General features: G+C 60.2%; 8 protein-coding genes. 4 read left to right on the top strand and 4 right to left on the bottom strand.

The window, feature by feature from the left end:
- Window positions 1–57 precede the first annotated feature (57 nt).
- On the top strand, window positions 58–2,508 hold the full coding sequence (locus ACLB1Z_RS02990; protein ID WP_409561974.1) for an ATP-dependent helicase: 2,451 nt from the start codon (window positions 58–60) through the stop codon (window positions 2,506–2,508).
- Window positions 2,509–3,065: 557 nt separating this feature from the next.
- On the opposite strand, the gene ACLB1Z_RS02985 is transcribed toward ACLB1Z_RS02990, so the two are convergent.
- Complete coding sequence (locus ACLB1Z_RS02985; protein WP_409561973.1) at window positions 3,066–4,106, bottom strand: J domain-containing protein; 1,041 nt, start codon at window positions 4,104–4,106, stop codon at window positions 3,066–3,068.
- A gap of 512 nt (window positions 4,107–4,618) precedes the next feature.
- Here ACLB1Z_RS02985 and ACLB1Z_RS02980 point away from each other — a divergent pair.
- From ACLB1Z_RS02980 to ACLB1Z_RS02970, 3 genes are read left to right on the top strand one after another with little or no spacing between them, the layout of a single operon-like run.
- Complete coding sequence (locus ACLB1Z_RS02980; RefSeq protein WP_409561972.1) at window positions 4,619–6,079, top strand: TMEM143 family protein; 1,461 nt, start codon at window positions 4,619–4,621, stop codon at window positions 6,077–6,079.
- Between the two features lie 6 nt (window positions 6,080–6,085).
- The gene (locus ACLB1Z_RS02975) at window positions 6,086–6,961 is read left to right on the top strand and encodes a 50S ribosomal protein L11 methyltransferase (RefSeq protein ID WP_409561971.1); all 876 of its coding nucleotides are present in this window, start codon (window positions 6,086–6,088) and stop codon (window positions 6,959–6,961) included.
- Window positions 6,962–6,993: 32 nt separating this feature from the next.
- Complete coding sequence (locus tag ACLB1Z_RS02970) at window positions 6,994–8,805, top strand: aminopeptidase P family protein (RefSeq protein ID WP_409561970.1); 1,812 nt, start codon at window positions 6,994–6,996, stop codon at window positions 8,803–8,805.
- Window positions 8,806–8,814: 9 nt separating this feature from the next.
- On the opposite strand, the gene ligA is transcribed toward ACLB1Z_RS02970, so the two are convergent.
- The 3 genes from ligA to lpxC all read right to left on the bottom strand — a co-directional run bounded on the left by ligA (window position 8,815) and on the right by lpxC (window position 13,141).
- Window positions 8,815–10,956, bottom strand: coding sequence for an NAD-dependent DNA ligase LigA (gene ligA / locus ACLB1Z_RS02965; RefSeq protein ID WP_409561969.1), 2,142 nt, complete (start codon window positions 10,954–10,956; stop codon window positions 8,815–8,817).
- Between the two features lie 119 nt (window positions 10,957–11,075).
- Window positions 11,076–11,978, bottom strand: a complete 903-nt coding sequence (locus tag ACLB1Z_RS02960) for an outer membrane protein assembly factor BamD (protein ID WP_409561968.1) — start codon at window positions 11,976–11,978, stop codon at window positions 11,076–11,078.
- Window positions 11,979–12,199: 221 nt separating this feature from the next.
- Window positions 12,200–13,141 (bottom strand): UDP-3-O-acyl-N-acetylglucosamine deacetylase, encoded by a 942-nt coding sequence (gene lpxC, locus ACLB1Z_RS02955; protein ID WP_013945988.1) that lies wholly within the window; start codon window positions 13,139–13,141, stop codon window positions 12,200–12,202.
- Window positions 13,142–13,193: the final 52 nt, after the last annotated feature.

Below are 13,193 nucleotides of genomic sequence, written 5' to 3'. Positions count from 1 at the left end.
CCGCGGCGCCGCGCCGCGCCAGTTGTACGATCAGCTTCGGTGGGTTACCTGAGTTCCATGACCTCGATTCAAAAGCCGGACGCTGCCGTCGGCGCAGATTTGCCGCACGATGACGACGATCCGCCGTTCGATTTGCCCGACGCTCCCGCCGCGAAACCGCACGAGAGCGGCAAGAGTGGTATGTCGATTTCGGCGCGCGCCGTTGCGGCGTCTCGCGGCCAGCCTACGTATCTGGACGGCCTCAATCCGGAGCAGCGTGAAGCCGTCGAAACGACCGAAGGCCCGCTCCTCGTTCTGGCCGGCGCCGGAACCGGCAAAACTCGCGTTCTGACGACCCGCATCGCCCATATTCTGGCAACTGGCCGCGCCTATCCCTCTCAGCTTCTCGCCGTAACGTTCACGAACAAGGCCGCCCGCGAAATGCGCGAGCGTATCGGCTCGCTGATCGGCGGCACGCTGGAAGGCATGCAGTGGCTCGGCACGTTCCATTCGATCGGCGTCAAGATTCTGCGCCGTCACGTCGAACTCGTCGATCTGAAACCCGGTTTCACGATCCTTGACGACGACGATCAGGTTCGCCTGCTGAAACAAGTGATTGAGGCAGCAGGTATCGACAAGGATCGCTGGCCTGCACGCCAGCTCGCAAGTCTGATCGACAGCTGGAAAAACCGCGGCCTGACGCCCGACAAAGTTCCAGGCGGCGAAGCCTTCTCCTTCGCGGACGGCAAGGGCGCGCAACTCTACACCGCCTATCAGGCGCGCCTCAAAGACCTGAACGCCTGCGACTTCGGCGATCTATTGCTCGAATGCATCCGTCTGTTCCGCCAGCACCCCGACGTGCTCGCCGATTACCATCGCCGCTTCCGCTACATCCTCGTTGACGAGTATCAGGACACCAACGTCGCGCAGTACCTGTGGCTCAGGCTTCTCGCGCAAGGGTCGCCGAACATCTGCTGCGTCGGCGACGACGATCAGTCGATTTACGGATGGCGCGGCGCTGAAGTCGACAACATCCTGCGCTTCGAGAAAGATTTCCCTGGCGCGAAAGTCATCCGCCTGGAGCGCAATTACCGCTCGACCGCCAACATTCTCGCCGCCGCTTCCGGCCTGATCGCTAAGAACAAAGACCGCCTCGGCAAGACGCTCTTCACCGACGGCGCTTCAGGCGCGAAGATCAAAGTCGCAAACTTCTGGGACGACGAGGCCGAAGCCCGCGCCATCGGCGACGACATCGAGAACCTGCAGCGCGCCCACGAACCATTGAACGATATGGCCGTGCTCGTCCGCGCCTCGTCTCAGATGCGCGCCATCGAAGACCGCTTCATCACGCTGGGCCTCCCCTATCGCGTCATCGGCGGCCCGCGCTTCTATGAACGCCAGGAAATCAAGGACGCAATCGCCTATCTCGACGTTGTCGCCAATCCAGCGAACGACTTGAAATTCGAGCGCATTGTCAACGTGCCGAAACGCGGCCTCGGCGATACGACGATCAAGCGCATTCACGAGCTGGCTCGCGCCCGCTCCATTCCTCTATATCAAGCCGCGCGCGAGATCATCGAAACCGACGAGCTGACGCCGAAAGCCCGAAAATCTCTATTCGATGTTACGCAATCGTTCGAACGCTGGCGCGCCAATCTGGAACACATGCGCCACACCGACCTCGCCGAACTCATCCTCGATGAATCGGGCTATACGGCCATGTGGCAGGCGGACAAGAGCCCGCAATCACAGACGCGGCTTGAAAACTTGAAAGAACTCGTGCGCTTCATGCACGACTTCGACACGCTGCAGGGCTTCCTCGAACATGTGTCGCTCGTCATGGACGCCGACCAGGGCAACGATGGCGACCGCGTCTCCTTGATGACGCTGCATGCCGCCAAAGGCTTGGAGTTCGGCATCGTTTTCCTGCCGGGGTGGGAGGAAGGGCTTTTTCCCCATCAGCGCTCGCTCGACGAAAGCGGGAAAGCCGGCCTCGAAGAGGAACGCAGGTTGGCCTATGTCGGGCTGACGCGCGCCAAGCGCCGCGCCAAGATTTCCTTTGCGCAGAACCGCCGCACGCACGGTCTCTATCAGTCGGCACTCCCGTCGCGCTTCGTTGATGAGCTGCCCGAAGCGACCGTCGAGATTGTCGAAAGCGAGATGCCCTACGGCGGCCGGCAGAACCCGTTCGGCTTCGGCGGCTCGTTCGGCACCAGCCGGTTTGACCGCGCGGGCGGCGCCGAACCGTTCAAATCGAGCTACAATACGCCCGGCTGGCAACGCGCCCAGCAGTCCTGGAGCCGGAGTGATCAGAAACAAAAGAAGCGGTCACGCGGCCCGCTGACGCTCGAAGGCGAACTCGTCGCAGCGTCAACCGCCGCCGCCCCCTCGTTCAAGACTGGCACGCGGGTGCGTCACGAAAAATTCGGGCTCGGGACCGTCACCCACGTCGACGGCAACAAACTGACGATCGAGTTCGATGACGGCTCGACCAAACGGGTCGTCGCCAGTTTCGTTGACGTCGCATGACCAACCCGCTATAGTTAATACTCAGGTGGCGCCCAAGTCTCGCCGCCAGTTTCTTCATATTGCCGCAATTCTGAGGCATACGCTCCACTGCTCGTTGAGCTGTGGGGGTTCATCAGCTGCTGTAAATCTTTGCGCCGCCGGTTCATTACCGGCCGACGACGCATGCGTTGCGACCTAAGTTCCTGAAATAAAATGAAAAAAAAGTTGCGGGAGCGTGAAACTCGAGCGGGAATTCTTGGTTTGGGAGGGTAGAGTCCTTGAAAGGAGCTATCCATGAGCACTTACCGCTTTCCTCTGAGAGGTAAGATAGGCGTCGTGCGCGGGAAGGACGGGGAAACCCTAACGCGACGCATTGGTGCCCAGCGCGATTTGAGCCGGGCCAACCGGCGCAATTATGAATTAGCCGATATGCAACAGCCGCTGACCGAGGAGGAAGTCCGTAATCTTCCGGTCGCACATCGTTCTTCATCCTGATGACAGGCAAGAACAGCAAACCAGGACTCGAATGAACGGCATCGCAAATCGCGGTGCCGTTTATTTCTCTACAATCACCGTTATCAAGCCGCAGCCGCCCGCTTCACCTTCAACAAGTCCCACGCCGCATTGACCTGCTTGATCCGCTGCTCGCGATACCGCCGGTCGGCTTCGTTCTTGGCGTGATCCGGATGCCACGACATCCTCAGCGCGTCGACGATCTTCTTGACCGCCGCATCTGGTGCATCCGGGTTGAGACCCAGGATGCGGTAAGCCTCGAACACGGTTGACGGCACATCGGGCTCAGGCGCCGCCGACGCCCGCATCTCGGCCGAAGCCGGCATTGCCCCCTGCGCAATCCGGCTGACACGATCGAGATCCCGCACAATCGTCCGGATCGCGCTATTGACCCGCTCTACGCCAAGCTGCGCCTCACGACGTCCCAGATCCGCGAGGCGATCATGCAAGCTATCGAGTTCCGACGTGAGGACGTCACGCAACAAGAGATCAGCTGGAAGCATCGAAACGAGAAACTCGGTTTCGTGCAATCGTGTACGGATCGGCGCCAGCATCTCGGAGCCGTCGTCGTCATCGTCGGCTGCTGACGATCCCGGCCGCCAAGACTCGAACCGCCGCTGAAACAGCGAGAATGGCGCTGCCGCGAACTCCCAGAATCGCGCCCCAGCCGGAACAGCGTTTCCGGCTCCGAATGAAAATTCGAACGCCATCAGCTGCCGCCGCCGCACCAGAACGATGCACGCGAGCAAGAGCGACACCAACAGCGTTGAAATCACGCCCGCTACTTTAAAGGCGTTGCCGGTCGCAGCCGGAGGCGCTGCGACGGGATCGACGACGGTCACCCAAGCCGCGGATTCAGGTTCCACCTTCTGCGCCGGCGCCTCGATCACCGCATCGCGCGATAGCTTCTCTGAGGTGACGCTCGGCAGCATTGTCGTTTTGCCGAACCCGGGAAGAACGAAGCGGCCTTTGAGGCGGCTCACCGGCGCATATCCTGGCGGGAGTTTTTCCGGCAGGACGACGCCCAACGCCTTGGCTGAAGCGGCCACCTTGGCCCAAGCAACGCGTTCCCCGCCACACTCGACGGTGAACTTGTGGACCATCATCGTTTCGCAGGTCCAAGCCGCTGAAGATGCACAAGCTGTAAAGGGCTGATCTTCCCGTGGTCCGACAATCCGGTACGTTGTCATTTCGGACGGAGCGAGACGCGGAACACCTCTATCCATTATGCAGGAATAAGGCAGCACAAGCTCGTCAGCCGCCGCGACGGTGCTCGCAAGGGCCATGCACACAGCAAAGCCCAAGGCTAAAAAACGCAAAGCCCCCATTTCGCGCCCCCGCAAAATCCCCTGTCGTGCCGCCGTTCATGATCCTAGCTAAACAGCGGCAACACTGTGGCGAAAGAGCAAGTTATAAACGCAAATTATACAAGGCATGCGTGCATTTAATGATGTATCATCAACCAACTAGCGGACAACAAGTCCTTTGATCCTTGCGCCACGGCACGCGTCATTTTTCGGCGAAGAAGTGCTGACACGCTCGAAAATTCCCCGGTGACTCTATATGAGGTCCTGGGGGCAAGAAACTGGATCGCAAAGCAAGTTCGGGGGAGAGCATAATGGCGGCGACGGACTTTGCATCGGGTCGAATGCGCCGGAAGCAAAGCCTGTACGACAGGCTCTCGGATTTGGCCGACCTCGATCCAAAGCCAGCCGCGATGCCCGAGGACGCCGCGCGCGAACCCATCGATATTCTCGCGCCCGACGATAAGCGCAAACGCGAACGTTTCATCCCGGTGACGCGGTTCGCGCTGCTTGACCGCCTTACGCAGACGCACCTCTGGGCGCCCGGACGAGCCGCCGAGGCGCGGCGCTTCTTCCGCTATCTCGATTACTGGCGGCAACAGCAGTATTTCTCGATGCTGTTGGAACTCGAACAGACGTATGAGGCGTTCTCTCCCGACAGCGACCTCCTGATGACCCGCAAGTTCTCTGACGACGATCGCGAGGCCTTGCAGCATCGGGTCTTCGAAGGCGTCGAAAGCCTGCTCGTACGCGCCAACTACGAGCGCATCGATCCCAACGACGTCGAAGTCATCCTCACTCGCGAAAGCCATTACGGCCTCGATCTCTTCGTCGATATGAAAGCTTTCGAGCGGATTGCGATCTACTATCGCGGCGCTTCAAACCGGAAATACGAGAAACGCTCCCTGCGCAAATTCCTGCACAAGGAAGAGTTCGACGTACCAATTTTCCAGCGTCTGTTCCTGATGTTCAAACTGAAGACCACCGAGACACGCGTCGAAGAAGTCATGCGCGAGAGAAAGATGTCGCGCGATGCCGCGGAAAAATGGGTCGAACATCGTCGCCAGCATCTGCCGCCCAGCATCAACGACAGAAACATTTATCTGAAGCTCTTCAAGAATATTCCGCGCACTGACGTCGAGATGATCTTCCCGAACACCGAAGTTCGCTTTCGCGCCATGGACAAGCTACGCCTGGGCGTGACGGCCGGCGGCGGGCTCGGCATGGGCGCAGTCGGAGCGGCGGGCAAACTCGCGCTGGTGTTGAGCAATCCGATTGCAGCCATCGGCGCGTTGGCGGGCCTTGGCGGCATCGCCGTCCGCCAAGCGATGGGCTTTCTCAATCAGAAACAGCGCTACATGGTCGTGATGGCGCAGAACCTCTATTTTCACACGATGGCCGACAATCGCGGCGTCATCCTGAAAATCGCAGCGCGCGGCGCCGAGGAAGATGTGAAAGAGGAAATGCTGCTCTACAGCGTTCTCGCCAAGGAGCCCGCGACCCGCGCCGACCTGCCCTCCATCGACCTCGCCATTGAAAACTACCTGACGCGCACGTTCGGCATGAAAATCGACTTCGAGATCGACGATGCTTTGGATCGCCTAATCCGCGATGGAATCGTAACTGAAAAGCCCGACGGCACTTTTGTCACGTTGCCGCCGGCCGAGGCGGCGAAGCACATCGACGACAAATGGGATTTGTTCCTCGATCACCTGCCCGATCCGATTACCTCCGAGGGCTATGAATACGAGGGCAAATCCGTCCCCAACCCTTAGCATCCGATGTCAGTCAGAAAAGTCACAGCTCTTTTCGCCGATCGCACGCTCGCGTACGCGACCGGCAACGCCATGCAAGATCTGCTTGAGCCGCCGCCCGATGCCCTGACCGTCTTCGAAGACGGCCCGGATCGCTGGCGCGTCGAAGCTTATTTCGACGCCGAGTCCGGCGAACGCGACGTTGCCGCTGAATTGGCCGCGTTCGTCGAATGGCCGCTGCCGCCATTCGAAACAGAAGCGGTGCCGGAGTTAAACTGGGTCGCGATTTCGCAAGCTGCCCTGCCGCCCGTGCCCGCCGGTCGTTTCACGATCCATGGCAGCCACGATAAGGGCCGTGTCGCGCACGGACCGAACGCCATCCTGATCGACGCGGGCGAAGCCTTCGGAACGGCCCATCACGCGACGACGCTTGGATGCCTTCTCGCCATCGACCGGCTGACGCGCGCGCACGCTTACAAGAACATGCTCGACCTCGGCTGCGGCTCGGGCGTACTCGCTATCGCTGCCGCAAAGGCCATGCCGCACACACGCATCGTCGCCGCCGACATGGACCCGCAGTCTGTCAAGGTCGCGAGCGAAAACGTCCGCCTCAACGGTGCGGGCAAACGTATCGCGCTGTTCGTCGGTAACGGTCTTGGACATCCGAGAGTTCGCGAGCGCGCACCCTTTGATTTCCTGGTCGCAAATATCCTGGCGGGACCGCTGATTTACCTTTCGTCGTCGATTGCCTGCGCCGTCATTCCAGGAGGAACACTGGTGCTCTCCGGCATTCTCTTGCCGCAAGCGCCCGAGGTCATCGCGACATACCTGGCTCACGGCTTCACCCTTCAGCGCCACGACCGCATCACCGGCTGGTCGACCTTGACCTTCCGGCGGCGTTGAAATCTCACCGTCCGGTGCTTAGAAAATCAGCCATGCTGCAGACATTCCATTCCTTGTCCGAGCCCGAGCGCGTTGCGGAACGCGTAAAGGCGCTCCGTGCCTACATGGCGAAGTCGAAAATCGACGCCGTTCTTGTTCCCCGGGCCGATAAGCATCAGGGCGAATACGTTCCAGCCTGCGCCGAGCGCCTGAAATGGCTGACGGGGTTTTCGGGGTCCGCCGGCATCGCCGTTGTCGGCAAAAAAGCCGCCGTGCTGGCGATCGACGGCCGCTACACCGTGCAGGCCGCAGCCGAAACCGATACGAAGGTTTTCGAAGTTTCGCTCTTGTTACGTCCGAAGCTGGCGGACTGGTTGATCGCGAACGTCGCCAAGGGTGGCACGGTCGGATTCGACCCTTGGAACCACACCGCCGGAGAGATCAATCGCCTGACGGCGGCACTCGCGCCGAAAGGCATCAAGCTCAAGGCGCTGTCGAAAAATCCGATCGACGTTCTGTGGGGCAAGGACCGCCCTAAGCCGCCGCAAAATCCTGTCATCGCCCAGCCGATTGCCTTTGCAGGCCGAACGGCCGCCGACAAAATCTCCGAATTGCAGACGCGCTTGAAACAAGACGGCCAGAGCGCCGTCATCCTGACGCTGCCGGATTCGATCTGCTGGCTGTTCAACATTCGCGGCAGCGACGTTGCACATAACCCTGTCGTTCTCGCTTTCGCCATCGTTCCCGCGAGTGGCAAAGCCGAACTCTTCATTGCGCCCGATCGCCTCGACAACGAAGCCCGCGCCGACGTCGCACCCGTCGCCAGGCTGCTCCCACCCGCGATGCTGCCGGACCGCGTAAAAGAGCTGAAAGCCAAAGGCAAACGGGTTCGCCTCGATCCCGAAACAGCTGCCTATTGGTTCGAGCAAAAGCTCGGTGCCAAGCTCATCTCGCGCGGCCAGGATCCGTGCATCCTTCCCAAAGCCATCAAGTCCGATGCGGAGGTCGTCGGTGCACGCGCCGCCCATGTCCGCGACGGTCACGCCGTGGTACGTTTCCTCGCCTGGCTCGATGACTGGGCATCCGACGGCACGCTCGACGAAATCACCGCCGTGCAGAAGCTCGAAGAATTCCGCCGCGACACCAACATGCTGCGCGATGTGAGCTTCCCGACGATCTCCGGCTCCGGCCCAAACGGCGCCATCGTGCATTACCGCGTCTCCGACGAAACCAACCGCCGCGTGAAGCCCGGAGAACTGTTCCTGATCGACAGCGGCGGCCAGTATCCTGATGGCACCACCGACATCACCCGCACGATTGCCGTCGGCAAACCGACCAAGGACATGCAGCGGCATTTCACGGCTGTCCTGAAAGGTCATATTGCCGTCGCGACTGCGCGCTTTCCGAAAGGCACACGCGGCATCGACCTCGACCCGTTCGCACGTCGCGCACTTTGGCAGATCGGCGCTGACTTCGATCACGGCACAGGCCACGGAATCGGCAGCTATCTGTCAGTCCATGAAGGACCGCAGTCGATCTCGCGCGCCGGCATGGCGCCGTTGCACCCCGGCATGCTGATCTCGAACGAGCCCGGTTATTACAAGGTCGGCGAATACGGCATCCGCATCGAAAACGTCGTGCTCGTGACGATGCCCGACACCGTCGAGGGCGGCGACCGCGAAACGATGGAGTTCGAAACGTTGACGCTCGCACCCATCGACCGGCGGCTCATCCTTCCCGAGATGTTGGAAAAGAGCGAACTCGACTGGCTCAACGCCTATCACAAGCGCGTCTACGATACGCTTGCGCAGGGCCTCGATCCTTCGACGCGCAATTGGCTGAAGCAGGCGACGGCACCGGTTTAAGCGAGCTGCTCACGCCTGCCCGATCAGCGCGAGCCATTCGTCTTCATCGAGCACGGTAACGCCCAGCGCCCGTGCATTATCGAGCTTCGAGCCCGCTTCCGCGCCTGCAACGACGTAATCCGTCTTCTTCGAAACGGAACCTGAAACCTTCGCGCCGAGACGCTCCGCCTGCGCTTTCGCTTCATTGCGCGTTAGCTTGGTCAACGTTCCGGTGAAGACGACCGTCTTGCCTGTGACCGGCGACGCTTTCGTTTGCGTACGCACAAAAGGTGTAACGGTCACTTCCTTCAACAGTGCGGCGATCTGTTCCTGGTTGTGGTCCTCACCGAAGAAATCGACCAACGCATCGACCACCGTCTCGCCGATGCCTTCGATATTGTCGATATCCTGATAGGCGTCGCTTCCTTTTCCACCCTCGACCGCCGCATCGACGGCCGAACGCAGCGCTTCAAGCGTGCCGTATGCCTTGGCAAGGTCCTTGGCGGTCGTCTCGCCAATATGCCGGATGCCGAGCGAGAACAGGAAGCGATCAAGCGGCACCTCACGGCGCGCGTCGATGGCGGCAAACAGCTTGCGGACCGACGTTTCCTTGAAACCGCGGACTTTCAGCAGCGGTTCGTCCGACGCCTTATCGCGGGCTTCCAGCGTGAAAATATCCGCAGGCGATTTGATCCGCCCCGTATCGAAGAAAAACTCGATCTTCTCCGTGCCCAATCCCTCAATATCGAAGGCATTGCGCGACACGAAATGCTTCAGACGCTCTTTGACTTGCGCCGGACAAATGAGACCGCCCGTGCAACGGCGCACGACGTCCGCCTTGCCCGTTTCCTCGACGGCCTCTCGCACTGCATGACTGCCGCACACCGGGCAAACGGTCGGAAACTTGAATGGATGCGAGTGCGAGGGGCGCTTCGCCAGCACCACTTCGACGACCTGAGGAATGACATCGCCCGCTCGCTGCACGATGACCGTATCGCCTTCGCGAATATCTTTGCGCGCGATCTCATCTTCGTTGTGCAGCGTCGCGTTCGACACGACGACGCCGCCGACAGTCACGGGCTTCAGCTTCGCGACCGGCGTCAGCGCACCCGTGCGCCCCACTTGAATATCAATCTTTTCAAGAACGGTCGTCGCCTGCTCGGCGGCGAACTTGTGCGCAATCGCCCAGCGCGGCGAGCGCGACACAAACCCCAACCGTTCCTGGTAGTCGAGCCGGTTCACCTTGTAGACGACACCGTCGATGTCATAGCCCAGCGACGCGCGCTTCTCTTCGATATTGCGATAGAACGCCAGCAGCTCCTCCGTCGTCGTCGCGATCCGCATCAGTGGATTGACCGGCAATCCCCAATGCGCGAACGCTTTGACGACGCCCGCTTGCGTGTCCGCCGGAAGTTTCGAAACCGCACCCCACGCATACGCGAAAAAACGCAGCGGGCGCTTCGCCGTAATCGACGCATCGAGCTGCCGAAGCGAACCGGCAGCGGCGTTGCGGGGGTTGGCAAAGATCTTATCGCCGCTTTCAGCCTGTGCGGCATTCAACGCTTCGAAATCTTTGTGGCCGAGATAGATCTCGCCGCGAATGTCGATCAGCTCGGGAATGTCCTTGCCCTTGAGCTTATGCGGAATCTCGCGAACTGTCTTGATGTTGGCCGTAACGTTCTCGCCTTCCGCCCCATCGCCGCGCGTGGCGGCCTGCACCAACTCGCCATGCTCATAGCGGATCGAAATCGAAAGCCCGTCGATCTTCGGCTCGGAAGTCACTTCGAGCGTGTCGTCTTCGCCGAGCATGAGAAAACGGCGCACCCGCTCGACGAAATCGACGACGTCCTGATCGTCGAACGCGTTGCCCAGCGACAGCATCGGTACGTCGTGGCGAATCTTGCCGAACGCCGCGACCGGAGCCGCACCGACCTTCACCGTTGGGCTGTCTTCGCGCCGAAGCTCGGGATGGGCTTTCTCAAGATCACCAAGACGGCGACGCAGCGCATCGTATTCGGCGTCGGAAATCTCCGGTGCGTCATGCCGGTAATAAAGCTGATCGTGATGCGCGATTTCGGCTGATAGCCGGGCAATCTCGTCGGCAGGCGTCCCGCTTCCCGCTGACGCCGCTGAGACGGTCTTGCGCTTCTTTCTTGATTTGGCGTCAGACATCGTAATTTTCAAAGCATCGGAAAAAGCACAAGCCCGAAATAAAATCGGGCCCCGCTTTCAGATCTAGCACAATGTGGAGGGTGTTACAGCGACAGGTTCCACCCGCCGGACCGACAAGATCAGCCGCTACCCATGCTGATGCTCGGCATCTTGATCGTCGGGACCGAGAGCTTCGGAACGGAATTCCAGGTCTTGCTCAGCCAGGAATCGCTGTCCTCGCGTGGCGCCAGACCGCCCGATTCCAGTAGAGCGTAGGAATCCTTGTACCACTTGCTGTCGGGATAGTTGTGCCCAAGGATCGCCGCTGCGTTCTGGGCTTCCTTGGTGATGCCGAGCGCCATATAGCATTCGACAAGACGCGCCAGCGCCTCCTCGACATGCGCCGTCGTCTGATAATCGCTGACGACCGTCTTGAAGCGATTGATGGCGCCGACGTAGTTGTGCCGATCAAGATAATACCGCCCGACATTCATCTCTTGAGCGGCGAGATTGTCCAAGCAGATGCGAATTTTGTTGTCGGCGTCCTTAGCGTACTCGCTGTCCGGATAACGCGCCTTCAAGATTTTGAGCTGCTCAAGCGCCTTGCGAGCCGCCGTCTGATCGCGGTCCGCCTTGTTCATCTGATCGAAATAGGCTTCCGCGATAATATGGTGCGCCATGGGCGCTTCTTTCGTGCCCGGATGCATCGCGACGTAACGCTCGGCCGAGGCGATCGCTTCCGGCGCCTTGCCGGCACGATAATACGCATATGCGGCCATCACGATCGATTTGCGCGCTTCCTGCGAATAGGGGTGGTCACGATCGACGGCTTCGAACTTCGTCGCGGCGTCTTCGAAATTGCCTTTCGTCATCATCGCGTCGGCGTCGGCGAACATCTTCGCTGGCGGATCGGGATTGAGCGCAGCCGTATCGAGCTTCGGTCCATTGCTGCAACCGCCGACGGCAAGCATCGAGAACGCGAGCACTAGCAACACCGACACTGTGCTCACGATTTTCAGAAGATGCCGTGCCGATATCATCATACGCCGCGTTGCTTCCAAAAGAGGCCGACGGCTGCGTTGCTGTCGACCACACGTCTCAACGATCGCAAGCGGATAGCACCCCGAGACGCGCCCCGAAAGATGAATCGTCGGCAGCGCGCTGTCTGCTAACAGCCCCGTGTGGCGAGTGTATCGTCAGAATATGGTGCATTCCAGGCCGTCGATTGGGCCAGGAGCACCAGCCGACGGGAATAAGCCGAAGCTTATTCCGCGGCGACAACCGTCTCAGACACGATCTGAACCGGCGAGCGGCTTGCACGGGTGCGCGGTGCCTGTGCGTATTCCCAGTTCGACGCATCGGCGAACAGGGCCTGAAGCACCATCGAGTTGAGCTTGTGGCCGCCCTTGTAAGAGCGATACGCGCCAAGGAGCGGCAGCCCGGCGAGCGCCAAATCGCCAACCGCGTCGAGCATCTTGTGACGCACGAACTCCTGCGGATAGCGAAGACCGTCGCGGTTCATGACCTTGCCGTCACCGATCGCAACCGTGTTGGTGAGGTCGGCTCCGAGTGCAAGACCTGCCTTCCACAACTTCTCGACGTCGCTCATGAAGCCGAACGTGCGAGCGCGGGAGATCTCGTGGCGGAAAACGCCGGGGCTCATTTCGTACTGCAGCCGCTGGCGACCGATCACCGGCGTTGCAAAATCGATTTCAACGTCCATGCGGAACCCGGCATGCGGCTCAAGTTCGCCCCAGCAGCCGTTTTCTTCTACCCGCACAGGTTTGAGAACTTTGATGTATTTGCGCGGCTCTGAAAGCTCGCGAATGCCGACCCGGTCAATGGCATCGACGAATTCCGCCGAGCTGCCGTCCATGATCGGAACTTCTTTGCTGTCGATCTCGATATAGAGGTTGTCGATCGAGAGACCGCGAAGCGCGGCGAGGAGATGTTCGACTGTGCTGATCGTTGTGCCAGCGCTGTCGCCGATGACGGTACAAAGTGTAAGATTTTTGACGTTCGCTACGTGTGCCGCGATTTCCGAGACGACTCTTCCTCGTTTGGTAACGAGAAAGCGGAGCCCAGTATCAGCCTCTGCTGGATGCAGTGTGAGTGATACCGGAGCTCCGCTGTGCACCCCCGTGCCTGTCAACTGGATCTCGCGGGCAAGCGTGGTTTGCCGCGCACCGATGAATCGATTCGACATACAGCGCCGTCCCTCATTCTCTTGGCGGACCGCTGCTCCCCAGCATATGCGG

Source organism: Hyphomicrobium sp. MC8b (assembly GCF_905067615.1).
Lineage (GTDB): Bacteria > Pseudomonadota > Alphaproteobacteria > Rhizobiales > Hyphomicrobiaceae > Hyphomicrobium_B.
The sequence above is the reverse complement of the archived record's forward strand: the minus strand, read 5'-3'. Positions and strand labels throughout refer to the sequence as shown.